At 73.3% G+C, this 24,591-nt stretch carries 18 protein-coding genes; 15 read left to right on the forward strand and 3 right to left on the reverse strand.

Annotated elements, in window-relative coordinates; all coding sequences use genetic code 11:
• Positions 1–11: 11 nt before the first annotated feature.
• From ABTY59_RS18710 to ABTY59_RS18720, 3 genes are read right to left on the reverse strand one after another with little or no spacing between them, the layout of a single operon-like run.
• Positions 12–1,604: a VWA domain-containing protein gene (locus ABTY59_RS18710; RefSeq protein ID WP_352020064.1), complete on the reverse strand. Its 1,593-nt coding sequence runs from the start codon at positions 1,602–1,604 to the stop codon at positions 12–14.
• The gene (locus ABTY59_RS18715) at positions 1,601–3,025 is read right to left on the reverse strand and encodes a hypothetical protein (RefSeq protein WP_352020065.1); all 1,425 of its coding nucleotides are present in this window, start codon (positions 3,023–3,025) and stop codon (positions 1,601–1,603) included. The genes ABTY59_RS18710 and ABTY59_RS18715 overlap by 4 nt, the downstream gene beginning before the upstream one ends.
• Entirely contained in the window at positions 2,995–3,498 is a 504-nt protein-coding gene (locus ABTY59_RS18720; protein ID WP_352020066.1) for a hypothetical protein, read from the reverse strand. Before ABTY59_RS18720 ends, ABTY59_RS18715 begins: the two co-directional genes overlap by 31 nt.
• Positions 3,499–3,625: 127 nt before the next feature.
• On the opposite strand from ABTY59_RS18720, the gene ABTY59_RS18725 reads away from it, so the two are divergent.
• From ABTY59_RS18725 to ABTY59_RS18795, 15 genes are all read left to right on the forward strand, one after another.
• On the forward strand, positions 3,626–4,174 hold the full coding sequence (locus ABTY59_RS18725) for a GNAT family N-acetyltransferase (protein ID WP_352020067.1): 549 nt from the start codon (positions 3,626–3,628) through the stop codon (positions 4,172–4,174).
• Between the two features lie 465 nt (positions 4,175–4,639).
• Positions 4,640–6,118: a sugar transferase gene (locus tag ABTY59_RS18730; RefSeq protein ID WP_352020068.1), complete on the forward strand. Its 1,479-nt coding sequence runs from the start codon at positions 4,640–4,642 to the stop codon at positions 6,116–6,118.
• Positions 6,119–6,191: 73 nt separating this feature from the next.
• Positions 6,192–7,508: a nucleotide sugar dehydrogenase gene (locus tag ABTY59_RS18735; RefSeq protein WP_352020069.1), complete on the forward strand. Its 1,317-nt coding sequence runs from the start codon at positions 6,192–6,194 to the stop codon at positions 7,506–7,508.
• Positions 7,498–8,778, forward strand: a complete 1,281-nt coding sequence (locus ABTY59_RS18740; protein WP_352020070.1) for a glycosyltransferase family 4 protein — start codon at positions 7,498–7,500, stop codon at positions 8,776–8,778. Before ABTY59_RS18735 ends, ABTY59_RS18740 begins: the two co-directional genes overlap by 11 nt.
• Positions 8,775–10,157 (forward strand): Wzz/FepE/Etk N-terminal domain-containing protein, encoded by a 1,383-nt coding sequence (locus ABTY59_RS18745; RefSeq protein WP_352020071.1) that lies wholly within the window; start codon positions 8,775–8,777, stop codon positions 10,155–10,157. The genes ABTY59_RS18740 and ABTY59_RS18745 overlap by 4 nt, the downstream gene beginning before the upstream one ends.
• Positions 10,154–11,674 carry a Wzz/FepE/Etk N-terminal domain-containing protein gene (locus ABTY59_RS18750; protein ID WP_352020072.1) on the forward strand — a complete coding sequence of 507 codons (1,521 nt, stop codon included), beginning with the start codon at positions 10,154–10,156 and terminating at the stop codon, positions 11,672–11,674. The genes ABTY59_RS18745 and ABTY59_RS18750 overlap by 4 nt, the downstream gene beginning before the upstream one ends.
• Positions 11,675–11,677: 3 nt before the next feature.
• Complete coding sequence (gene asnB, locus ABTY59_RS18755) at positions 11,678–13,612, forward strand: asparagine synthase (glutamine-hydrolyzing) (RefSeq protein WP_352020073.1); 1,935 nt, start codon at positions 11,678–11,680, stop codon at positions 13,610–13,612.
• 29 nt (positions 13,613–13,641) lie between these two features.
• Entirely contained in the window at positions 13,642–15,828 is a 2,187-nt protein-coding gene (locus ABTY59_RS18760) for a bi-domain-containing oxidoreductase (protein WP_352020074.1), read from the forward strand.
• The gene (locus tag ABTY59_RS18765) at positions 15,825–17,783 is read left to right on the forward strand and encodes a heparinase II/III family protein (protein WP_352020075.1); all 1,959 of its coding nucleotides are present in this window, start codon (positions 15,825–15,827) and stop codon (positions 17,781–17,783) included. Before ABTY59_RS18760 ends, ABTY59_RS18765 begins: the two co-directional genes overlap by 4 nt.
• Before the next feature lie 11 nt (positions 17,784–17,794).
• Positions 17,795–19,366: a right-handed parallel beta-helix repeat-containing protein gene (locus tag ABTY59_RS18770; RefSeq protein WP_352020203.1), complete on the forward strand. Its 1,572-nt coding sequence runs from the start codon at positions 17,795–17,797 to the stop codon at positions 19,364–19,366.
• Between the two features lies 1 nt (position 19,367).
• The gene (locus ABTY59_RS18775) at positions 19,368–20,621 is read left to right on the forward strand and encodes an O-antigen ligase domain-containing protein (RefSeq protein WP_352020076.1); all 1,254 of its coding nucleotides are present in this window, start codon (positions 19,368–19,370) and stop codon (positions 20,619–20,621) included.
• Between the two features lie 7 nt (positions 20,622–20,628).
• Positions 20,629–21,909, forward strand: a complete 1,281-nt coding sequence (locus ABTY59_RS18780) for a glycosyltransferase (RefSeq protein ID WP_352020077.1) — start codon at positions 20,629–20,631, stop codon at positions 21,907–21,909.
• Positions 21,906–23,141, forward strand: a complete 1,236-nt coding sequence (locus tag ABTY59_RS18785; RefSeq protein WP_352020078.1) for a class I SAM-dependent methyltransferase — start codon at positions 21,906–21,908, stop codon at positions 23,139–23,141. Before ABTY59_RS18780 ends, ABTY59_RS18785 begins: the two co-directional genes overlap by 4 nt.
• On the forward strand, positions 23,138–23,944 hold the full coding sequence (locus ABTY59_RS18790; protein ID WP_352020079.1) for a glycosyltransferase family protein: 807 nt from the start codon (positions 23,138–23,140) through the stop codon (positions 23,942–23,944). The genes ABTY59_RS18785 and ABTY59_RS18790 overlap by 4 nt, the downstream gene beginning before the upstream one ends.
• Entirely contained in the window at positions 23,941–24,588 is a 648-nt protein-coding gene (locus ABTY59_RS18795; RefSeq protein ID WP_352020080.1) for a PIG-L deacetylase family protein, read from the forward strand. The genes ABTY59_RS18790 and ABTY59_RS18795 overlap by 4 nt, the downstream gene beginning before the upstream one ends.
• The last annotated feature ends 3 nt before the right edge of the window (positions 24,589–24,591 follow it).

A 24,591-nucleotide genomic window follows, 5' to 3' on the forward strand; every position in this document is an offset into this window, starting at 1 on the left:
GCCTTTCGGTCTCAGGTGAGGAAGGTCTTGAGTTCGTGCACGAGCTTGTCGATGTGGCCGGAGACCACGGGGGTGCCGAGGGCCTTGAACCGCTCCCGGAACCAGGGGTTGACCTCCTGGCGGCCGGAGCTGGTCACCGAGCCCACGGGGATGAACCGCACCCCGGAGCGGTGCACCTCCTCGATGCCCTCGAACAGCGGCTGTGAGCGGTCGAACTCGTAGAAGTCGGAGATCCAGACCATGACGGTGTTCTTCGGTTCGGCGATCTTCGGCCGGGCCATGGCCATCGCCACCGGGCCGTCGTTGCCGCCGCCGAGGTTGGTGCGCAGGAGCACGTCGAACGGGTCCCGCACCCAGGGGGTGAGGTCGATCGCACGGGTGTCGTACGCGATGAGGTGGACGTCCACCTTGGGCAGCCCGGCGAAGATCGAGGCGAGGATGGTGCAGTTGACCATGGAGTCGACCATGGAACCGGACTGGTCCACGACCACGATCAGGCGCTGGGGCGTGGTCCTGCGGACGGTGTGCCGGTAGTAGAGGCGGTCGACGTAGAGCCGCTCCTCCTCCGGGCTCCAGTTGGTGAGGTTCTTCCAGAGGGTGCGGTCGAGGTCCAGGTTCCGGAAGACCCGCTTGGGCGGGACCGAGCGGTCGAGTTCGCCGACGGTGGCCTTCTCGACCTGCGTGCGGAGCACCTCGGCGACCTCGTCGACGTACCGCTTGATCAGCGCCTTGGCGTTGGCCAGGGCGACCCCCGAGAGGTTGCCCTTGTCGCGCAGCAGCTGCTCGATCAGGGACATGCTGGGGGTGAGCCGGGCGGCCAGCACGGGGTCGGCCAGCACCTCGCGCAGGTGCATGCGGTGGACGAGGTCGGCCTCGATGGCGCCGAGTTCGGGGCCGAGGCCGCCGACGTCGCCGGTGAGGGCGGCGCCGGCCGCCCCGGCGCCGCGCAGGCCGCCGGGCGGGGAGCCCAGCGCGCGCTCCAGCCATCCCGCGTCCGACTGCCAGCGGGCGAGCTGCCCGGCGGAGACGGTGCCGGAGCCCGTCGAGAAGACGTTGAGCAGCAGCTTCGAGGCGAGCGCGGCGCGGCGCACTTCGGCGGCCCGGTCGCGCGCGCCGTCCGGCTCGGGCTCGGGGGTCATCAGGCCGTCGAGCTCCTCGGCGAGCCCGGGGTGGCGCTGGACGACGGAGTCCACGGAGACGCCGGGGTCGAGCAGCGCGGCCGGCAGACCGGTGTCCTCGACGACGGCGAGGCTCGCCGCCTCCAGGGCGGCCTGCTCCTCGGGGTCGAAGAGCCGGGCGAGGAGCCGCCAGTAGAGCACCTGCCGCCGGTTGACATCGGCGTCGGGCCCGACGGGCTCGGAGGGCTCGGAGGGCTCGGAGGGCTCGGAGGTGGTCACGGGCGCGGACGTGGGCTCGGACGTGGACTCGGGCTCGGGCGTGGGCGTGGCCTCGGAGGTGGTCGCGGGCCCCGGCGTAGTGGCGGACGCCGGCGGAATCGCGGGCCCCGGCGTGGCGGCGGGCCCCGGCGTGGCGGCGGGCCCCCACGTGGTGGCAGGCGCCGGCGGCGTGGTGCCGGGTTCCGGTGGTGTGGTGGGTCCGGTCATGCGCGCAGCAGCCTTCCCGCTCGCTCGCGGAGGACGGCCACCGCGTCGGTCGCCGCCTTCTCCGCGCGGGCTCCGGCCTTGTCGGCGGTGCCCCCGGCCCACGCGCCCGCGTGGACGGCGACGGTCTTCTTCCGGACGGTCGACTCGACGGCGAGCGGCTGGAGCAGGAACGCTCCGGCGTCCCAGCGGAGCAGTCCGAGGCACGCGCCGGACGCGGCGACGGCCTCGGGGGTGAGCGGTCCCGCGGCCGGTGCGCGGTCGGTGTCGACGGCCAGCCGGCAGCCCGCCACGGTGAACGTCAGCGTGCCGTCGTCCGCGCGCTCCACCGCGTACCCCTCCAGGAGGACGGGTACCGCGATCCGGACCGGGTGCCGGTCCAGGGGTGCGGCGACGGGGTCGGTCGCGGTGGCGAGCGCGACCCGGGCCGTGGCGAAGGGGTCGGCGGGTTCCCCCGCACGGGCACGGTCGTCGTCCCAGAGGAGGTCGCCGTCGGCGGTGACGGGCATGGCGTCGAGTTCCACGGCGCGGCCCTCGCTCACGGCGGCGAGCAGCGACATGCGCGGCCGGAGCAGCTGCCAGAGTCCGGCGCCGACGACGGTGTCCGGCTTGGGCGCGGACACGGCGGCCCGGACCAGGCGTGGCGGCGTGCCGTCGGCCGGTTCGAGCACGGCGTGGACCTGCGCCTGTACGGCGGTCGCGTGCTCCTGGAGGTCGAGGCCCAGGGGCAGCAGGCGGCCCGTGGCGGTGGTCACGGCGGGCGTGCGGGCTGCGCCGGGCAGGGTCAGGAGCAGGGCGCGCGACCACAGATCGGCCCAGCGGCGCACCGGTGTCCGCTCCAGGGTCGCGCCCGGGCAGGACGCGGCGAGTTCGGCGGAGAAGCCGTCGAGGAGGGTCGCCTGTCTGCGGAGCGCGGGGTCGGGGAGCAGCGCGGACACCACGGGCGCGGCGCCGCCGACGAGTTCGTGGTCGATGCCCTGCCAGCCCGCGCGGGCGAGGTCGCACAGCCAGGCGCGGGCGGCGGCCAGCGGGTTGGCGGCGGGCTCGGCGTCGCCGGTGGGCCGCGCGGGCTCCTCCGCCGTGGGGCGGCCGGTGACGTCCGAGACGCGGGCCGTCAGGGCGTCGTGGACGGAGCCCATGAGCGCGGTGCGCGCGGCGGCGAGGGCGACGAAGTGGTCCTCGCCGGCGGCGCCGGACGCGGCCTTCTCGGCGGCCTCGGCGACGAGGGCGGCGAGCGGCGAGCCGGCGAGGGCGCCCGCGAGCGCGGCGAGACCCTCCGTCTGCGCGGGCCCCGGGCGGAGCAGGCCGGTGACGAGCACGTCGTCGAAGGCGTCGACGGCGGTGAGCGCCTCGTCGAGACCGTCGACGGGGTCGGCGAGCAGGTCCGTACGCATCAGGCGGCCGCCCTCGTCGCCGGGAACCACTGCATCTCGGTCGACGGCGCGGTGACCGGCTCCCGTTCGAGGTAGGCCAGGTGCCGCAGGAACCGGCTGAAGACGGGTGCGGCGGCCGAGGTGTCGCCCTGCGCGGGGCGGGTGGCGGTCATCGCCGCGACGAGCGCGGCGGCGTCGGGCTCCGGGTCGGGCGTCTCCGCCTTCAGGTAGCGGGCGACGCGCCGCGCGCCGTACTGCAGGACCGCCTCGGTGACGAGCGCGCGGAGGTGGTTGCAGAACGAGCCGCGCGCGCCTCCGCAGGGGCGGTTGTTGTTGGTGCTGCACGCGAACGCGAACGTTCCGGCGGCGATCGAGGACACGTACACGCGTCCGATGTCGGAGCCGCTGGACACCACGCCCTGCAAGCGCCCGTCGGCCAGTTCGACGAACGGCACCTTGGCAAGCTTCCGCGGCCGCGCGGGCGGTACCACCCGCGCCGCGCTCGACCTCTCCCAGACCGGCAACGCACTTCTCCCATGCACGTCAAAGGGGTTGTTCACGCCGGAGCGGCGGAACATCGACAACGTATCCCCGCCCACTGACAACGCCCCCGGGGTGACGGGCGGCCCCGGCGCGACTCATCATGCGGGGATGGTGACGCTCGAGACTTCCCGACTGGTCCTGCGGCGCTGGCGCGAGGAGGACGTCGCGCCCATGGCCGCCGTCAACGGCGACCCCGAGGTCATGCGCTGGATCCGGGACGGCGGCGTCCGTGACGAGCGGCAGACCCGCGACGGGATCCGCGCCTGGGAGAGCGAGTGGGAGGCCGAGGGCTTCGGCCTGTTCGCCGTGGAGATCCGGTCGACCGGCGAACTGGCCGGTTTCACCGGCCTGTCGGTGCCGCGCTTCCTGCCGGAGGTGCTGCCCGCGGTCGAGATCGGCTGGCGGTTGGGGCGGGCCCACTGGGGGGCGGGGCTGGCCACGGAGGCCGCCAGGGCCGTGGTGCGGTTCGGGTTCGAGGAGCGGGGTCTCGATCGGATCGTATCCACGCGAATGCGGCCGGGGTCGCCGCCGGGGAGCGGGACCCGCCGATTGTTGCCACCTCGGAGGTCTCCGGCAGGTGAGGTGGAGAAGGCGGCGGAGTGTAACCCCGGTGTCCAGAGCCCGGGTTGTCCCTCCCACCACCCCCGACCAGGTTAAAAAACAAGCCAAGCTCGACCATGGCGCCCGGACGGCGAGGCGTCTCGGTGCGAGGTGCCTACAGCCCGCTGAACACCCGTCACCACAGGTCACAGGGCACGTCCCCGCCAGGAGCGTCCCGTCGGGCGGACTGCCGCTTTCCGATCAACCTCCAAAGGTTCAGCACAAGTTGCGCACATCCCTCTTCCGCAGGGTCTTCGATGCTCTAGATTGACCTTGCTTCACAAGCCCGGACACCAGGCGACAAAGCGTGATCAATCGTCCTGGGCGGGGTGTTCGAGTAGCGCTGCGGTAGCCGGTACGTCGTTCGCGGGGTGGGCGGGTGCCTCCCGGGGAGAGGAACAGCGCGGCGCGGGAGGCGGGGGCCTCCCGAGGGGAGGAACAGCGCGGGAGGCGGGGGCCTCCCGAGGGGGAGGAACCGTGTGGAGCCAACACGTCGAGCCCACTGGCACCCTGGGGGGGTCCGTGCAGCAGGGGGAATTGGTCAGCCCGTTTCCGTCGACGCGCGACGGGCTGGAGAGCGGCGCGATCGGCCGGGCCACGAGCGACTGGGAGCAGCGCTACCGCGCCGCGGTGATCATCGCCGACACCATGGCCACCGCCTTGGTCGTGACGGCGATCGGCGGCTTCTTCGGAGCCCGGGACGCGGCCAACTGGCATGAGAAGTGGGGCATTCTCGCGTTCGGCACCGAACTGCTCGTGCTGGGCGCGCTCGCGGTGAGCCGCGCGTGGGCTCCGGCCGTGCTCGGCCAGGGTGCCGAGGAGTTCCGCCGGCTCGGACGCTCCCTGTTCACGGCGACCGTCGTCCTCGCGCTCGGCGGGATCGCCCTCACCTCGAACAACATCAAGCTCTGGATCTTCGTCGCGGTCCCGACGATCGCGCTGGTGACGATTCCCACGCGGTACCTGCTGCGGCTCTGGCTGCACAAGCAGCGCAAGGAGGGGCGTTGCCTGCGGCCGGTGCTCGCCGCCGGAAGCCCGGACACCGTGCGCGACTTCATCACCCGCACCCGCAAGTTCCCGCACCTCGGCTGGCGGGTGGACGCGGTGTGCACGACGGACGGCCTCGGGCCCGACGACGGCCAGCTGGACGGGGTGCCGGTGGTCGGCCCGCTGGCGGACGTCGCCACGCACGTCCGCCGCGACGGCTACCGCGTCGTCGCGGTCACTCCGGACCCGCACTGGTCGCCGGCCCGGCTGCAGCGGCTGGCGTGGAACCTCGAGGGCAGCGACGCCGAGATGGTCGTGGCGCCGGTGCTGATGGAGGTGGCCGGACCCCGGCTGCACGTCGACGCGGTGCTCGGGATCCCGCTGCTGCGGGTCAGCATGCCGGCCTTCACCGGCGGCCGCCGCGCGGTCAAGGGGGTCGTCGACCGGGTGGGCGCCGCGTTCCTGCTGCTGCTGTTCGCGCCCCTCATGCTGATCGTCGGACTGCTCGTGCTCGCGGACAGCCGGGGCGGGGCCTTCTACCTCCAGCGCCGGGTCGGCAAGGACGGCCGCGAGTTCACCATTCTGAAGTTCCGCACGATGGTGACCGGGGCGCACGGGGCGCGCGCCGAGCTGGCGGACCGCGACGAGGGCGCGGGGCTGCTGTTCAAGGTCCGCCGGGATCCCCGGGTGACCCGGGTGGGCGCGGTGCTGCGCCGGTACTCGATCGACGAGCTGCCGCAGCTCCTGAACGTGCTCACGGGGTCGATGTCGCTCGTCGGTCCGCGGCCTCCGCTGCCGGAGGAGTGCGCCGCGTACGGCCCGGACGTCCGGCGCCGTCTGCTGGTCAAGCCGGGGCTCACCGGTCTGTGGCAGATCAGCGGACGCAGCGACCTGTCCTGGGAGGAGGCGGTCCGACTCGACCTGCGGTACGTCGAGGACTGGTCGCTCGCCCTGGACACCGTGATCCTGTGGAAGACGCTGCGGGCGGTGCTGTACGGGCAGGGGGCCTACTGATGCACGGAGTTCATCGTCCGGCCGGCGCGGGGAGCGCCGGCCGGGAGGGCCTGACTGGGGGGAGGAACGAGTCATGAGGATCAGCGTTTTCGGGCTCGGGTACGTGGGCTGTGTGTCGGCCGCGTGCCTGGCCAGCATGGGCCACGAGGTCATCGGGGTGGACGTCAACCAGGTGAAGGTGGACCTGGTCAACGACGGCAAGGCCCCGGTGGTCGAGGAGCGGATCGGCGAGCTCATCGCCGAGGTCGTGCGGACGGGGGCGCTGCGCGCCACCCGTGACGTCCGCGCGGCGATCGCGGACAGCGAGGTGTCGCTGGTGTGCGTCGGCACGCCGTCGGAGCCCAACGGCAGCCTGTGCACGACGTATCTGGAGCGGGTCACCGAGGAGATCGGTGCCGCGGTGGCGGAGCGCGGTGGGCGGCACACCGTCGTGTTCCGCAGCACCATGCTTCCGGGCACCTGCCTGAACCTGCTCGTGCCGATCCTGGAGAAGGCCGCGGGCGGCACGGCCGGGGTGGACATCGGGGTCGCGGTCAACCCGGAGTTCCTGCGCGAGGGCACGAGCGTGCGGGACTTCTTCGACCCGCCGAAGACCGTCGTCGGCGAACTCGACGCGGCGAGCGGCGATGTGGTGGCGTCGCTGTACGAGGGGCTGCCCGGGGAGGTGTTCCGGGTGCCGGTGCCGACGGCCGAGGCGATCAAGTACGCGGACAACGCGTTCCACGGCCTCAAGATCGGCTTCGCGAACGAGCTGGGCGCGGTGTGCCAGGCGCTCGGGGTGGACTCGCACCAGGTGATCGACGTCTTCCTGGCCGACCGCAAGCTGAACATCAGCCCCGCCTATCTGCGGCCCGGTTTCGCCTTCGGCGGCTCCTGCCTGCCCAAGGACCTGCGCAGCCTGGTCCACGCGGCGCAGCGGGCGGACGTGTCGGTGCCGATCCTGTCGCACGTGCTGCCGTCCAACGCCGACCACCTCCAGCGCGCGGTGGAGCTGGTCGAGCGCACCGGCAAGCGCCGGGTGGGCCTGTTCGGCCTCTCCTTCAAGCCCGGCACCGACGACCTGCGCGAGAGCCCGCTCGTCGAGCTGGCGGAGCGGCTCTTCGGCAAGGGGTACGACCTGCGGATCTACGACCCCAACGTGAACCTGTCGCGGCTGCTCGGCGCGAACCGCGAGTACATCGAGACCCGGCTTCCGCACCTCGCGCAGCTGCTCGCGGAATCCGTCGGCGAGGTCCTCGACCACGCCGAGGTGTGCCTGGTCGGAACCAGGGACCCCGCCGTCCTCGCGGCGCTCCCCCACGGTGAGAGCCCGGTGATCGTCGACCTCATCCACCTTCCCGACGCCGACGCGCGCCGGGCCGAACCGGGGTACGTGGGCCTTGCTTGGTAATGAGACCAGCGGTGACAGGACCGAGGGCGAAGGGGCCGGCCGGCGCGCGCTGGTCCTGGTGGAGAACCTCTCGGTGCCGTTCGACCGGCGTGTGTGGCAGGAGTGCACGACGCTGCGCGACGCGGGCTGGGAGGTGCACGTCATCTGCCCCCGCGGCGAGAAGCGGGACACCGAGGCGGAGGCGGTGATCGACGGGGTGCGGATCCACCGCTATCCGCTGCGCGCGGCCACCGGAGGTCCCGCCGGCTATCTGAAGGAGTACGGAACGGCGCTGTGGCACACGCTCCGGCTGGCCCGCAAGGTCGGTCCGGTCGACGTGGTCCACGCCTGCAACCCGCCGGACCTGCTGTTCCTGCCCGCCCTGTGGATGAAGCGGCAGGGGGCGCGCTTCGTCTTCGACCAGCACGACCTGGTGCCCGAGCTGTACCTGTCCCGGTTCGACCGCGGTGAGGACCTGCTCTACCGCGCCGTGTGCGCGCTGGAGCGGATGACCTACCGGGCGGCCGACGTCGTGCTCGCCACGAACGAGAGCTACCGGGACGTCGCGGTGCGCCGGGGAGGCCGGCGGCCGGAGGACGTCTTCGTGGTGCGCAGCGCGCCCGACGTCGACCGGTTCCATCCCGTGCCGCCGGAGCCGGAGCTGAAGCGCGGCAAGCCCCATCTGCTGTGCTACCTGGGGGTCATGGGCCCGCAGGACGGTGTCGACTACGCCCTGCGGTCGTTGGCGAAGCTGCGCGACGAGCTCGGACGGACCGACTGGCACGCGGTGTTCGTGGGCGCCGGCGACGCCTTCGACGCCATGGTCGAGCTGTCCCGGCGGCTCGGTCTCGCGGAGCAGGTCCAGTTCACGGGGCGCATCCCGGACGCCGACCTGGCGCGCTACCTGTCCACGGCCGACGTCTGCCTCTCCCCCGACCCGCGCAATCCGCTCAACGACGTGTCGACGATGAACAAGGTCCTGGAGTACATGGTGATGGGCCGGCCCATCGTCTCGTTCGAGCTCCGCGAGGCGCGGGTCTCCGCCGGTGACGCCGCCGTGTACGCGCCCGCCAACGACGAGGCCGCGTTCGCCGGGCTCATCGCGGGGCTTCTGGACGACCCGGAGGAGCGGGCCCGGATGGGCAAGATCGGCCAGGAGCGGATCGGCGGGCAGCTCTCCTGGCGGCACTCGCAGCTCTCGCTGCTGGCGGCCTACGCCGCCGCCTGCCGTGACCGCGCTCCCCTGTCGGTGGGCGGCCGTGTACGGACGGGGAGAAGGCCGCGTCGTTGAGCGATGACACCATACGCCTGGTCACGATCGGGCGGATCGTCCGTCGGCGCCGACGGCTGCTCACCCTCCTCGTCGTGGTCGGTGCGCTCGTCGGCTACGGCACCTCCCTGCTGCTGCCGCCGCGCTACACGACCTCGGCGTCGGTGCTGCTGCCGGGGGCGTGGGAGGAGCGTGAACTGCTGACCCAGGCCCAGATCGCGACCAGTTCGGTGGTGGTCGATCGCACGGCCGCCTCGCTGGGCTGGGCGGGGGTCGGCGGCGGCGAGCTGAAGGACCGGGTGACCGCCGAGATCGCCGACGGGAACATCATCAGGATCTCGGGCACGGCGGACACGCCGGAGCGCGCGCAGAAGCTCGCCGACCAGACGGCCCGGCAGTTCGTCACGTTCGCGGCGGAGATCCTGGGCGACACGGGCGCGTCCGCCGCGGCCGCGCAGGACGACGCGCTGCGGAAGCTGGTGGAGCAGACCAGCCGCCGCATCGACGAGCTGGCCGACGGGGCCGGTTCGGGGAACACCGTGGAGAGCGTGCAGACCCGGACCGAGCTGGCGAAGCTGCGCACCTCGCTGCAGGAGTCCATGGACAAGCTGGAGAAGGCCGACCCGTCGACCGACAAGGCCAAGCTGGTCGTCATGGGTCCCGCGGCGCGGCCGACGGGCGAGGCGCCTCCGACACGGACGCAGCTCGTCGTCGCCGGGGCGCTGTTGTTCTTCCTGGTCGCGGTCGTCGCCCATCTCGCCTCGGCGCGGGTGAGCCGGAGACTGCGCACCGAGACGGAGATCGCCGAGGCGCTGGGCTCGGCGCTCCTCGGCACCGTGGACGTGCCCGCCGACAAGTCCGCGCACCGGCCGGGTGGCCGTGGCCCGGGCGGTCTGCTGCGGCGGCTGGTCGGCGTGGACATCCGGTGGGACGTGCCGACTCCGCGGACCGCGGGCGACGAGGCCAGCCGGGGCATCCGCTACCGGCGGGTGTACGCCCGCCTCCGGGACCTGGTGCCGGCGCCCCTGCCGGTCCTGGTCGTCGTCCCGGACGGCGACCGGATCGCCGAGCGGGCCGCGGCGCAGCTCGTCGCCGAGGCCGGGGGCGCGTCGTCCGGCGCGGACCCCCGGCTGCGGACGGTGGGGGTGTCGGTGTCCCAGCCGATGGTGCAGGACCGTGAGGACGAGTCCGGTGCCCTCATCGTGCTCAGCGCGGGCTGCTGGACGGCCGGCGAGCTGGCCGGCATCGCCGAGGCGTGTGCCGACGCCCGGCACGAGGTCGTCGGCATCGTCGTCGCCGGCACGGTCTGGGCCCGCCCGCCGCGGTCCTCCGGCCGTTCCCGGGACGTCGACGCACCCGCGCCCGCCGTCGGCGCGCGCGCCACGGGAGGTACGGAGTGACGACGAGTACGACCCCGGAGCCGTCGGCCGCGGCTCCCCTGCTCGACCTCCAGCCGCTGGTCGCGGCGGTACGGAGACGGCGCCGCCTCTGGTCGTCGCTGGCGCTGCTCGGGATGCTCGCGGGCGTGGCCCTGGCGGTCCTGCTGCCGCCCCCGCCGACCGCGGTGACCAAGCTGCTGGTCGCCCATCAGGAGGACCAGCCGAACGACCCCGGCACGCTGATACGGACCGACGTCTCGCTGCTCCAGACCACACGCATCGCCGCCAAGGCCCTGCAGACCCTCGGTTCCCCGGAGAAACCGGAGGACTTCATGGAGGACTACAGCGGCATCGGCCTGACGAACAACGTGCTGGAGATCAGCGTGTCGGGCGACAGCGAGGCCGAGGCGGTGGCCCGCGCCCAGGCGCTGGCCGACGCGTTCGTCGCGGACCACGTGCGGCGCATACAGGAGGCCGCGGACGCCGAGTCGAAGGCGCTCCTCGACCAGCGCGACCGGCTGCGGGAGGACCTCGCCGACGTCAACAAGGCGATCGGTGACGGGGCGTCGGATGACGGGGCGAAGGCGTCGGCGGACATGGAGTCGCTGTTCTCCCGCCGGGCCGAACTCACCTCGCAGATCGCCGACTACGGCCAGCGCGCGGCGCAGGCGCGCATCGGCACGCCCCATCTCGTGGCCGGCACCCAGATCGTGGACGCGCCGCGGCCGGTGCGGCACTCGCTGCCCAAGGCCGCCGCGACCGACGCCGCGATCGGGCTCGCGCTCGGCCTGGCGCTCGGCCTCGCGGTGGCCGCGGTCGGCGCGGTGGTGGCGGACCGGCCCGTGCTGCGCCGGGACATCGCGGCGAACCTCGGCGCCTCGGTCGTCGCGGAGCTGCCGCACCGCTCGGCCGCGCCCTGGCGGCGCCGCGGGACCCGGGCGGCGCGCACGAGACTGACCGCTTCGCTGGCGCGCACCGTGCGGAGCTCCGCCGAGCCGGTGTCGCTCCTCGAACTGGGCTGCGTGGGGGCCACGGGCATGATCGCCCGGGACCTCGCCAAGGCCCTCGCGGCGGACGGCCCGGTGGTCGTCGTCGACGGCATGCCCGGTCTGCCGCTCGCCGCCCGCCGCGCGAAGCCGGGCGACCCCACCGTGGTCAGCGGTGACCGTGCCACGGCCGGGCGGAACCAGGAGCGCCGGGTCGGCGTGGGCTCGGTGGCGCCGGGCACGGCGTGGACCGACCTCCAGTACCTCGGTACGCGCACGGTGCTCGTGGTGCGTGCCGGGCACGGCAGCGCCGCGTGGCTGCACACGGTGGCGCGGCAGCTCGCGGACCAGCACATCCCGGTGATCGGTGTGGTGCTGATCGACCCCGATCCCCGTGACCGCACCGACGGCACGCTGTGGGACGGGACGGGGACCGCGCTGCGCGGACGGAACGAACGGCTGCCCCGGCCGAGCGGTGCGGGACGGCATCGGACGGAACGGCTGCCCCTGTGGGCGGCGCGGGTTCCGGACAGCGACCAGGAGGCGCGGTAGAGCATGTGTGGCATCGCAGGTACGTACCGGTGGCCGGACGGGAAGATCGTCACCGACCGGCTCACCGACACCCTCGCCCACCGCGGTCCGGACGGAGCCGGGCGGTACGGCCACCCCGTCGGTGACGGCGACGTGCAGCTCGGGCACCGCCGGCTGGCCATCGTCGATCTGTCCGAGACGGGCGCCCAGCCGATGGTCTCGGACGGACTCGTCCTCACGTACAACGGGGAGCTGTACAACGCGCCCGAACTCCGGGCGGAGCTGACGGCGGCCGGTGTGCGCTTCCGCGGCACCTCCGACACCGAGGTGCTCCTGGAGGCGTGGCGCCGCTGGGGCACGGACTGTCTGCCCCGGCTGCGCGGCATGTTCGCGTTCGGGATCTTCGACGAGCGCACCGGCGAGCTGGTGCTCGCCCGTGACCAGCTCGGGATCAAGCCGCTGTTCCTGCTGCGGCGCGGTGGGGGCCTGGTGTTCGCGTCCGAGCTGAAGGCGCTCGCCGCCGCCACGGGCGGGAAGCTGGAGGTGGACCACGCGGCTCTGGTGGCCTCGCTGTTGTACTACTGGGTGCCGGACTCCCGGTGCGCGTTCCGCGAGGCGGAGAAGCTGCCGCCGGGGAGCTGGCTGCGGTGCCGGCCCGACGGCGGGGTGGAGCGCGGCCGGTTCTGGAACCTGAAGGACGTCGCCGCCGAGGGACAGGAACGGGCCCGGGCGGGCGAGCGGCCCGACCTGGCCGCGATCGTCGAGGAGTCGACCCGGCGCCATCTGCTCGCCGACGTGCCCGTGGCGACCTTCCTGTCCGGCGGCCTCGACTCCAGCTGGCTGACCGCGCTCGCGGCCCGCCACCAGCCCGGGATCTCCGCCTACACGATCGGGTTCCGCGCCGAGGACGCCCGGTTCGAGGCGATGCCGGACGACCTGCGCTACGCCCGGCAGGTGGCCGCGCGGTTCGGCGTCGACCTGCACGAGATCGAGATCGCCCCGAACGTGCTGGACCTGCTGCCGGAGATGACGTACCACCTGGACGAGCCGATCGGCGACCCGGCGGCGATCAACACGTTCCTGATCTGCTCGGCCGCCCGGGAGGCCGGGGTCAAGGTGATGCTCTCGGGGATGGGCGCCGACGAGCTGTTCGCCGGCTACCGCAAGCACCTGGCCAATCTGATCGCGCTGCGCTACCAGCGCGTCCCGCGGCCGGTGCGGCGCGGGCTGTCCGCGGCGGTGGACCGGCTGCCGGTCGCCACCGCGCGCCGCGGGTACCGGTCGGTGCGGTTCGCGAAGCGGTTCCTGTCCTTCGCCGACCTGCCGGAGGAGACCGCGTTCCGCCGCAGCTACACCATGTACGACCAGGAGGAGCTGCTCGCGCTGGTCGACCCGGACCTGGCGGGGACCGTGGACGACGTGCTGACCGAGCACGCCGACGTGTACGAGGACAACGAGCTCGACGACTTCGTCAACCGGATGTGCCTCGGCGACTCCCGGATGTTCCTGCCGGGCCTGAACCTCGCCTACACGGACCGGTCGAGCATGGCCGCGTCGACCGAGGTACGGGTGCCGTACGTGGACGTCGAGGTGGTGAAGGCGGCGTTCACCGTGCCCGGCGACCGCAAGATCGTCGGCCGGCAGGGCAAGGCCGTGCTCAAGGAGGCGGCCACCTCGGTCCTGCCGCGGGAGATCGTGTACCGGCCCAAGGGGCTGTTCAGCGCCCCGCTGCGGGCCTGGATGAGCCGGGATCTGGCGCCGCTGGTGCGCGAGGTGGTGAACGACGGCGAGCTGGTCCGGTCCGGGCTGCTGCGCCGCGACGCCCTGGCGCGCATGGTCGCCGAGGACGCGGCCGGGCAGCGGGACTTCTCCAAGCATCTGTGGCATGTGCTGACCCTCGAGTACTGGTACCGCGACGCGACCTCCGGGTCCGGCCGGGACGCTCGGTCGGCTGCGTAGAAGACGGCTCTGGAACAAGGGGACTTCGAGTGAAGCAGGTTGTGCAGAACTACAAGAGCGGCGAGCTGGCCGTGCTCGACGTGCCGGTGCCGGGGTGCAAGCCGGGCGGTGTGCTGGTCCGCACCGCCTACTCGCTGATATCCACGGGCACCGAGCTGATGAAGGTCTCCGAGGCCGGGATGTCGATGCTGGGCAAGGCCCGCTCCCGGCCGGACCAGGTGGCGAAGGTGATGCAGAGCGTGGCCACCAACGGGGTGCCCGCCACGTATCGCAAGGTGATGGGCAAGCTGGACTCCTACACGCCGCTCGGCTACTCGCTGTGCGGGGTGGTCGAGCAGGTCGGTGCCGGGATCGACGACGTGAAGGTCGGCGACCTGGTGGCCTGCGCCGGCAACGAGCACGCGCTGCACGCCGAGCTGAACTGGGTTCCGAAGAACCTCTACACGCCGGTCCCCGAGGGTCTCGCGCCGCGGCACGCGGCCTTCGGCACGGTCGGTTCGATCGCCCTGCAGGGCGTCCGCCAGGGCGAGCCGCAGCTCGGCGAGGTGGCGCTGGTCATCGGCCTCGGGCTGATCGGGCAGCTGGTGGTGCAGCTGCTGTCCGCCGCGGGGGCGGTGGTCGTCGGCGTCGACCCCGATCCGGAGCGCTGTGAGCTGGCCCTGCGCATGGGCGCCGCCGCCTGCGGTGATCCCGCGTCACCGGCCGTGGAGGCGGCGGTCGCCGAGCTGACCGGCGGCCACGGCGTGGACCAGGTGTACCTGGCGGCCGGCGGGGGCAGCAACCAGCCCGTCGAGCTGGCCGCCCGGCTGAGCCGGGACCGGGGCCGGGTCGTCGACATCGGCAAGTGCCGTCTGGACCTGCCCTGGAACGCGTACTACGAGAAGGAGCTCGACGTCCGGTTCTCCCGCAGTTACGGCCCCGGGCGCTACGACCCGGAGTACGAGCTGGAGGGCCGGGACTACCCGATCGGCTATGTGCGCTGGACCGAGCGCCGCAACCTGGCGTGCTTCGTCGACCTCCTCGCCCGCGACCGCGTCGACGTGGAGCCGCTGATCTCCCACGTCGCCGACTTCGACGACGCCGTCGAGACGTACCGGTCGCTCAAGGACGGCGACCTGAAGGCCGTGGCCGTCCTGTTCCGCTACCCCGAGCAGACGGCGGAGGGGGAGCCGGAGGCCCCTGCGGTCACCGTTCCCGAGGTGCGCCGCTCCGGCACGGCGACCGCTCCGGCCCGCTCCGCCCGGGGGCCGGTGCGGCTGGCGTTCGTCGGCGCGGGGAACTACGCGACGTCGATGCTGCTGCCGCACCTGGTGGGGCGCGACGGCGTCGAGCTGTCCACGGTCGTCACCACGACCGCGCTCTCCGCGGCCAACGCCCAGCGGAAGTTCGGCTTCCGCGGCGCCACCACCGATCTCGACGCCGTGCTCGGCGACCCGGGGATCGACGCGGTGTTCGTGGTCACCCGCCACAGCTCGCACGCCGACCTGACCCAGAAGGCGCTGCTCGCCGGCAAGGCCGTGTTCGTGGAGAAGCCGCTGGCGCTCACGGAGGACGAGCTGGCCGGCGTGCTCGCCACGGTGGAGAAGTCCGGCAACGACCGGCTCCAGGTGGGCTTCAACCGCCGGTTCGCGCCGCTGCTCCAGGACGCCAGGAAGCGGTTCGGGGCCCGGACCGGCCCGGCGAGCCTGCGCTACCTGGTCAACGCGGGGCGGCTCCAGCACGGCAGCTGGTACCTCCAGCAGGGCACCGAGGGCTCGCGGTTCGCAGGCGAGGGCGGACACTTCATCGACACGGCGAGCTGGCTCCTCGGGGCCGATCCGGTCTCGGTGTACGCGGTCGCCCCCGCGGGCAACGAGGACCTCCAGATCCTGCTGCGGTACCCGGACGGGTCCACCGCCGCCATCAGCTACGTCACCACCGGCGCGCCCGGCTACCCCAAGGAGACGCTGGACCTGGTCGCGGACGGCAAGGTGCTGCGCCTGGACGACTTCGTCCGCGCCTCGGTGCACGGCCCGGAGAAGTGGGTCAGTTCGCGGCTGCCGAAGGCCCGGGACAAGGGGCAGAACGCCGAGCTGGCCGCGTTCGTCAAGGCCGTGCGGACCGGCGGACCGATGCCGGTGCCGCTGGAGTCGCTGGTCGCCACCACGGCGGCCACCCTCGCCGTACAGGCCGGTCTGGCCGCCGGTGTGCCGGTGACGCTGGCGGACGCCCGATGACGATGAGCGCGGGCTGGTACCTGCGGCGGCTGTCCCGGATGGGTCCGCGGGAGGTCGGCGGCCGGGTCGGCGACACCGTCCGCAGGCGGCTGTGGCGTTCGGCGCGGCCGGTCTGCCCCGGCGTGACCGGCGCCCGGTTCACCGCCGTGCTGCCCGCGGGGGCGATCGACTCGGTGCCGCCGGACGCCGCGAAGCGTCTCGTCGCCGAGGCGGACCGGCTGATGGCCGGGCACGCCGAGTACTTCGGCGAGGAGCGCGACGACCTGGTCGCCCCGGACTGGTGCCTCGACCCGAAGACCGGGCGCCGGGCCCCGTGGGGCTACGCCTTCGACGTGCCCTACCGGGACGAGGAGCTGGTCGGGGACATCAAGCAGATCTGGGAGCTGTCGCGGCACCAGTACCTCACCGTGCTCGCCGCCGCGTACGCCCTGACCGGGGACGAGCGGTACGCCGAGCGGGTGGCCGAGCACCTGCGGTCGTGGTGGGCGGCCAACGCCCCGCTGCGCGGGGTGCACTGGACGAGCGGGATCGAGCTGGGCATCCGCCTCCTGTCCTGGGTGTGGGTCCGGCGGCTGCTCGACGGCTGGGCGGGCGCGAGGGGTCTCTTCGAGGAGAACCCGGTGGCGCTGCGGCAGATCTGGCACCACCAGCGGTGGCTGGCCGCGTTCCCCAGCCGGGGGTCCTCGGCGAACAACCACGTGATCGCGGAGGCCGCCGGGCAGCTCGCCGCGGCCTGCGCGTTCGGCTGGTTCCCCTCCTCGGAGCGCTGGCGGGACGACGCGCTGCGGTCCCTGGAGCGGCACCTGCGGAGCAACACCTTCCACTCCGGCCTCAACCGGGAGCTGGCCAGCGAATACCACGGCCTCGTGCTCGAACTCGGGCTCGCGGCGGTGGCCGAGGCGGACGCCGCGGGCGTCCCGGTCCCCGGGGCGGTCCGGCCGGTGCTGCTGCGGATGACCGACGCGCTCGCGGCCGTCGTGGACGCCCGGCTGCGGCCGCCGCGCCAGGGCGACTCCGACGACGGGCACGGTCTGGTCGTGGACGGCGCGGGCACCGACCGCTGGGGCTCGCTCCTCGCCACCGGGGACGCCGTGTTCGGCCGGCTCGGCTGGTGGCCGGCGGTAACCGGCACCGATGTGCGCACCCCGCTCCTCGCCGCGCTCATCCGGCCGTACGGGAAGGGGGGCACCCCGCCGGCCCTGCCCCGCCCGACGAGCCGCCCCACGCACTTCGCCGACGCGGGGATGACCATCCTGCGCGGTCCGGGCGAGATCTGGTGCCGCTGCGACGGCGGCCCGCACGGCTTCCTGTCGATCGCCGCCCACGCCCACGCGGACGCGCTCTCCGTGGAGGTCCGGCACGACGGGGTCGACGTGCTCGCCGATCCGGGGACGTACTGCTACCACGGGCAGCCCGAGTGGCGGCGGTACTTCCGGTCGACCCTCGGCCACAACACCCTGCGCCTCGGCGGCGCCGACCAGTCGGTGTCCGGCGGCCCGTTCCTGTGGACCCGGCACGCCCGCAGCCGTGTCCTGGTCGCCGACACCTCCGACGCGAAGGTGGCCCGCTGGTCCGCCGAGCACGACGGCTACCAGGACGCCACGCACCGGCGCCGGGTGGAGCTGACGGGCGAGACCCGGGAGGTGAGGGTCGTCGACGAGGTGAGCGGCCCGCGCCGGTCCCTGGAGCTGGCGTTCCACCTCGGGCCGGAGATCACGGCGGAGCTGACGGAGTCCCGGGCCGTGCTGACCTGGACGCGGGACGGCGAGGACCGTTCCGCGACGCTCGACCTGCCCGGGGAGCTGTCCTGGCGGGCGCACCGCGGCGAGTCCGAGCCGCCGCTGGGCTGGTACTCGGCCGGCTTCGGGCGCAAGGAACCCAGCACGACGCTGGTCGGCACCGGTTTCGCCGACGGCGCGCGGGGGTTCACCACCGTGCTCAGGTTCCACGGCTAGGGGGAGGCGTGGTGTTCGAGAGGCGGCGCTGGGCGTTGCCGGTGGCGGCGCTGGCGCTGGCCCTGCCGGTGGCGACCGGCTGCACGAGCGCACCGGACGCCCCGGCGCAGCGGGCCGGGGCGCCGTCCGGGTCCACAGCCCCGTCCGGGTCGACGGCGCCGTCCGGGTCCGGTGCGCCCTCCGGGGCCGTGGCCCGGGTGTGCGACGCGCCCGCGGCCGGTCCGGCGAAGGCTCCGGCGGGCGCGGTGACGGTCGACCCGGCCGTGGTCGGGGACCTGGTCGCGAAGACCGACCGCAATCCCCCGCACACCACGTTCTGGCTCCTGCCCGGCACGCACCGGTTCTCCTCGGACCCCTACGCCCAGGTGGAGGCCAAGCGGGGCAACCGGTACCTCGGCGCGCCCGGCGCGGTGCTCGACGGCCGGAGGACCAACCAGTACGCCTTCGGCGGGACCGCCCCGGACGTCGCCATCCGGTATCTGACCGTGCAGGGGTTCGTCGCGCCGCAGGACGAGGGCGTGGTCAACCACGACATGGCCGACGGATGGGTCGTGGAGCACAGCACGATCCAGCACAACGCGGGCGCGGGGCTGATGGCCGGTGCCCGCCAGCGGGTCCGCGCCAGCTGTCTGCGCGGCAACGGGCAGTACGGCATGAACGCCTACAAGACCGGTGACTCGATCCGCGGCCTCGTCGTCGAGGGCAGCGAGATCACCGGCAACAACACCGACGACTGGGAGCGGCGGCAGCCGGGCTGCGGCTGCACCGCGGGCATCAAGTTCTGGGCCGTCGACGGCGCCGACATCCGCGGCAACTGGGTGCACGACAACCGCGGGGCCGGGCTGTGGGCGGACACGAACAACAACGACTTCCTCTTCGAGGACAACGTCCTGGAGGGCAACGACGGTGCCGCGCTGATGTACGAGACCAGCTACAACGCGGTCGTGCGGAACAACACGATCCGGCGGAACAACTGGGTCGAGGGCCGCGCGTCCGCCGAGGACGGGGACGACTTCCCGTACGCGACGGTCTACGTGTCCGAGTCCGGCGGCGAGCCGCGGGTCCCGGCCCGGACGGACGGGATCGAGATCTACGGCAACGTCCTGGAGGACAACTGGAACGGCATCACCCTGTGGGAGAACGCCGACCGGTTCTGCAACAGCCCGGCCAACACCTCGGCCGACTACTGCACCTTGCTGGTGAAGGACACCCGGCGCTGCGCGCCGCCGGCGATCGCCTCCGCCCCGCTGTACGCCGACTGCCGGTGGAGGACCCAGCGGGTGGACATCCACGACAACCGCTTCCTCCTCGATCCGTCCGTCGTCGGCTGCGCGACGGAGTGCGGCCGCATGGCGGTGCTGTCCGACGTCGGCGGCTCCCCCGACTGGTCGCCGTACAAGGGCGACCGGGTCGCACGGGCGATCACCCAGGAGCAGCACAACCGCTGGCACGCCAACGTCTACCGCGGGCCGTGGAGCTTCACCGCGCACGACGCGGGCAGCAGGCTCGACCCCGCGCGGTGGCGGGGCGCGCCCTACCGGCAGGACGCCGACAGCAGCTTCGACGCGCGGGCCGGTGGTTGAGATGGAGGGGAACGTGAAGTCCGGTGCCGCGCCGGGGACCGCGGGCACGCCGAAGGCCGTGGGGATCGTCTGGGCGTGCCTCGCCCTCAACACGCTCGGCTCCGCCGGGGCGAAGACCGTCGTCCCGCTGCCGCGCTCCCTGATCCAGATGGTCACGATGGGCGCGCTGGTCACCGCGTTCGCGCTGGCGCTCGCGCTCAATCCGCGGCTGCGGTTCCGGCCCAGCGCCTTCCTGTTCCTGCTCACCCTGCTGCTGGTGCCGAGCCTGATCTCCAGCGTGCAGCCGGACGTCGGCTTCGGCGCGCTCTTCCGCTGCGCCCGGCTGACCCTGTTCATCGGCACGCTGTGGCTGCTGAGCCGCTGGTGGGACGGCAGCCTCACCTTCGTCCGGTACCACATCCGGATGTACTTCGCCGTGCTCGTCCTGGTGGCCGCCGGGTTGGTCGTCTCCCCCGGCACGGCCATGCCCGAGTACTACGGCCAGCGGCTGGTCGGCGCGCTGTGGCCGCTCACCCCGCCGCAGATCGGGCAGTACGCCGCGGTGATCATCGGGCTGACGGTGCTGCTCCTCCTCGGGCGCAGGACCACGGGGGCCGGCGCGGTGGTGGTCATCGTGCCGTCCCTGGTCCTGCTGGCGATGACCCACACGAGGACGGCCACGCTGGGCCTGCTCATCGGGCTCGTGCTCGCGATCGGTTCGCTCATCCTGACGAGCGCCGCGGCCCGCCGGTTCTTCGCCTGGGCGGTGGTGTGCGCGGCGGTGTGCGCGGTGGTGTTCAGTTCGGCGCTGCGGGCCTGGTTCCTGCGCGGACAGAGCCAGGAGAACTTCGCCAACCTCACCGGCCGGGCCAAGGTCTGGGACGCCCTGCTCGCGGCGCCCCGGACGGTCGGCGAGGAGGTGTTCGGCATGGGTCTGGGCGACAAGTCGTTCGACGGCCTTCCCATCGACAACAGCTGGCTGGCCGTCTACGACGAGCAGGGCCTCGTCGGCGTCACCATCGTGGCGGCGATGGTCATCGTGCTCGGCGGTGTCGCGCTGCTGCGGCCGCCGTCGCTGCCGAGGGCGTGCGCGATCTTCCTGATCAGCTACTGCGCGCTCTCCTCGTACACCGAGGTCGGGCTCGGCGACGCCTCGGCGTACCTGCTGCACCTGGCCCTGGCCGTCTCGCTGCTCGCGGCACCCGCCGAGGCGACGCCGCCGCCGCCGGCGGTCGAGACCCCCCGACGACGTATCCCGCGCTGGGCCCGGAGGTGACCTGACCATGCATGTCCTCGTAGTGCACAACCGCTACTCGTCGGCGCAGCCGAGCGGGGAGAACCGCGTCGTCGACGAGGAGGTGGGGCTGCTGCGCGCGGCCGGCCACCGGGTGGAGCTGTTCGAGCGGCGCAGCGACGAGATCGCCGCCCGGTCCCTGCTCGGCAAGGCCGCGGTGCCGCTGCTCGTGCCGTGGAACCCGGCGGTGCGCAAGGAGTTCGCCGCCCTGCTCCGTGCGGAGCGGCCGGACGTGGTGCACGTGCACAACGTCTTCCCGCTGCTGTCGCCCGCGGTGCTCGCCGCCTGCGCGGACGCCGGTGTGCCCGTCGTCGCGACGCTGCACAACTACACGCAGATCTGCCCGCCCGGCACGCTGCACCGGGACGGCCGGCAGTGCACCGAGTGCGTCGGGACGCCGGGAGCGCTGCCCGCCGTCCGGCACGGCTGCTACCGGGACTCGCGGCTCGCGACGGTTCCGCTGGCGGTGAGCATGACGGTCAACCGGCGGCGCTGGTGGTCCGGAGTGGACCGGTTCCTCTGCATCTCCGGGGCGCAGCGCGACATCCTGGTGCGCTCCGGCATGCCGGCCGAACGGCTGTCGGTGAAGTACAACTTCGTGCCCGAGCCGGGCGTGCGCCGCGAGGGCGACGGCGAGCACCTGCTCTTCCTGGGCCGCCTGGCGGAGGCCAAGGGCGTGCGGCCGCTGATGGCCGCGTGGGACGAGATCGCGGCGGGCGGCGGGGTGGGCGTGCCGCTCGTCATCGCGGGCGCGGGGCCGCTGGAGCGGGAGGTGACCGCCTGGGCGGCGGGCCGCGACGACGTGTCGTACGTCGGGCTCCTCGACCCCGTGGAGTGCCGGCGGGCCGTCGCGCGGTCGGTCGCCGTGGTGGCGCCCTCGATGTCCCTGGAGACGTTCGGTCTGGTGGTCGCGGAGGCGATGGCGGCGGGGGTCCCGGCCGTCGCCGCAGGTCACGGCGCCTTCGTCGAGCTCGTCGACGAGGGGGTGACCGGGCTGCTGCACGCGCCGGGCGAGGCCGCCTCGCTGGCGGACCGGATGCGCCGGATCGCGGGCGATCCGGTCCGCAACAGGGAGATGGGCGCGGCGGCGCGGCGCCGTTACGAGCAGAGGTTCAGCCCGTCCGTCGGGCTCGAACGCCTGCTGGAGGAGTACCGGACCGCGATCGCGGGCCGGGCGGGCGGCGGGAACAGCGCGCCGCCGGTAGGGATCGAAGAAGCCGGCTCGTCGCGGGGCATCCGCGCGGGCGGAGATGGGGGGCAGGAGAAATGACACGATGCCGACTCTGCGGCTCGGCGGCGCTGGCGAGCGTCGTCGACCTGGGGGCGACGCCGCCGTGCGAGAGCTTTCTCGCCGCGGACCGACTGGACCTGCCGGAACCGGCGTACCCGTTGCACCTGCGGGTGTGCACGGACTGCTGGCTCGCGCAGATCCCTCCGCTGATCACCCCGGAGGAGACGTTCCAGGAGTACGCCTACTTCTCCTCGTACTCGACGTCCTGGGTGGAGCACGCGCGCACGTTCGTCGCCGGCGCCGTGGAGCGCGTGGGCCTCGGTCCCGACGCCTTCGTGGTCGAGGTCGCGAGCAACGACGGGTACCTGCTGAAGCACGTGGTGGACCGGGGGATCCGCTGCCTGGGCGTCGAGCCGTCCGTGAACGTCGGTGCGGCGGCGCGGGACGCGGGCGTGCCGACGCTGACGGCGTTCCTGTCGCCGGAGACCGGCGCGGCGGTGCGGGCCGAGCACGGCCCGGCGGACCTGGTCGTGGCCAACAACGTGTACGCGCACATCCCCGACGTGGTCGGCTTCACCCAGGGGCTGCGCTCGCTGGTCGCCGACGACGGCTGGGTCTCCATCGAGGTGCAGCACCTGCTGACCCTCATCGAGGAGAACCAGTACGACACGATCTACCACGAGCACTTCCAGTACTACACGGTCGCCTCGGCGGCCCGGGCGCTCGCGAGCGGCGGGCTCGCGCTCGTGGACGTCGAGCTGCTGCCGACGCACGGCGGCTCCATCCGGCTGTGGGCCCGGCCGACCGGGGTCGCGGGCGAGCCGAGCGCCCGGGTGGCCGAGGTGCTCGACCGGGAGAAGGCGGCGGGACTCCAGGAGCTGTCCGGGTACGCCGAGTTCTCGGCCCGGGTGGCGAAGGTGCGCCGGGACCTGCTGCGGTTCCTCATCGACGCGGCCGAGCGCGGCGAGACGGTCGTCGGCTACGGCGCCCCGGGCAAGGGCAACACCCTGCTCAACCACTGCGGCGTCCGGCCCGACCTGCTCGCGTACACGGTCGACCGGAACCCGTACAAGCACGGCAGGTTCACCCCGGGCACCCGGATCCCGATCCTGCCGCCCGAGCGGATCGCCGCCGACAGGCCGGACTACGTCCTGGTCCTGCCGTGGAACCTGCGGGAGGAACTGGTCGAACAGTTGTCCTTCGTGCACGAGTGGGGCGGCCGGCTCGTCTTCCCCATCCCGGAACTGAGCATCGTCGAGGTGAAGGCATGAAGGTCGTACTGTTCTGCGGCGGCTACGGGATGCGGATGCGCAGCGGAGCCTCGGACGACGTGCCGAAGCCGATGGCGATGGTCGGTCCGCGCCCGCTGATCTGGCACGTCATGCGGTACTACGCGCACTTCGGGCACACGGAGTTCATCCTGTGCCTCGGCTACGGGGCGCACCACATCAAGAACTTCTTCCTCACCTACGAGGAGACGACGTCCAACGACTTCGTGCTGCGGGGCGGACGGACGGAGCTGCTGTCCACCGACATATCGGACTGGACGATCACCTTCGCGCAGACCGGCATCGAGTCGCCGATCGGCGAGCGGCTGCGCCGGGTGCGGCACCACCTGGACGGCGACGAGATGTTCCTCGCCAACTACGCGGACGTGCTGACCGACGCCCCGCTGGACGAGATGGTCGACCGGTTCTCGCGGCGCGACGCCGGTGCGTCGATGATGGTGGTGCCGCCCCAGCAGTCGTTCCACTGCGTGGACCTGGGCGAGGACGGCCTGGTCGGGGGCATCACCGCGGTGAGCGACATGCCCCTGTGGGAGAACGGCGGCTACTTCGTGCTCCGCCAGGAGGTCTTCGACCACATCCCGGAGAACGGGGACCTGGTCGCCGACGGCTGTGCCGGTCTCGCCAAGCAGGGCCGACTGGTGGCGCACCGGCATCGCGGCTTCTGGAAGCCGACCGACACCGTCAAGGAGCGGGCCGCGCTCGATGCCGCCTACGCCGCGGGCGACCGCCCGTGGGCCGTGTGGGAGCGGGACGGCGCGGGGACGACCACGGGAGCCCGGGCGTGATCCGCCTGGGTGCCGGGCGTACGGACCGGGTCGTCGCGGTGGCGGCGCACTGCGACGACATCGCGATCGGCGCCGGCGGCACGCTCCTCACGCTGTGCCGGGCGCGGCCGGGCGTCCGCGTCGACGTCCTGGTGCTCTCGGGCGGCGGGACCGAGCGCGAGGACGAGGAGCGGGCGGCGCTCGCCGCCTTCTGTCCGGGCGCCGACCTGCGGCTGACCGTGCTGAAGCTGCCGGACGGCCGGCTGCCGGTGCACTGGGACGAGGCCAAGGCCGCGGTGGAGGAGCTGCGCGGGCGGACCGAGCCGGAGCTGATCCTGGCCCCGCGCACCGACGACGCGCACCAGGACCACCGCGGGCTCGCGAAGCTGGTGACGACCGCGTTCCGCGACCACCTGGTGCTCCGCTACGAGATCGTCAAATGGGACGGCGATCTCGGCCGTCCCACGGCGTACCAGCCGCTGGCGCCGGAGGTCGCGGAGGAGAAGGTGCGCCTGCTCCAGGACCACTATCCCTCGCAGCGGCACCGCCCCTGGTACGACCGGGAGGCCTTCCTCGGGCTAGCCCGCATCCGCGGCATCGAATGCCACGCGCGCTACGCCGAGGCGTTCACCGTCACCAAACTCACTCTCGATCTGGGGGAATGAACC

It is taken from the genome of Streptomyces sp. NPDC096079, assembly GCF_040303145.1.
In the GTDB taxonomy this organism is placed as follows: Bacteria; Actinomycetota; Actinomycetes; order Streptomycetales; family Streptomycetaceae; genus Streptomyces.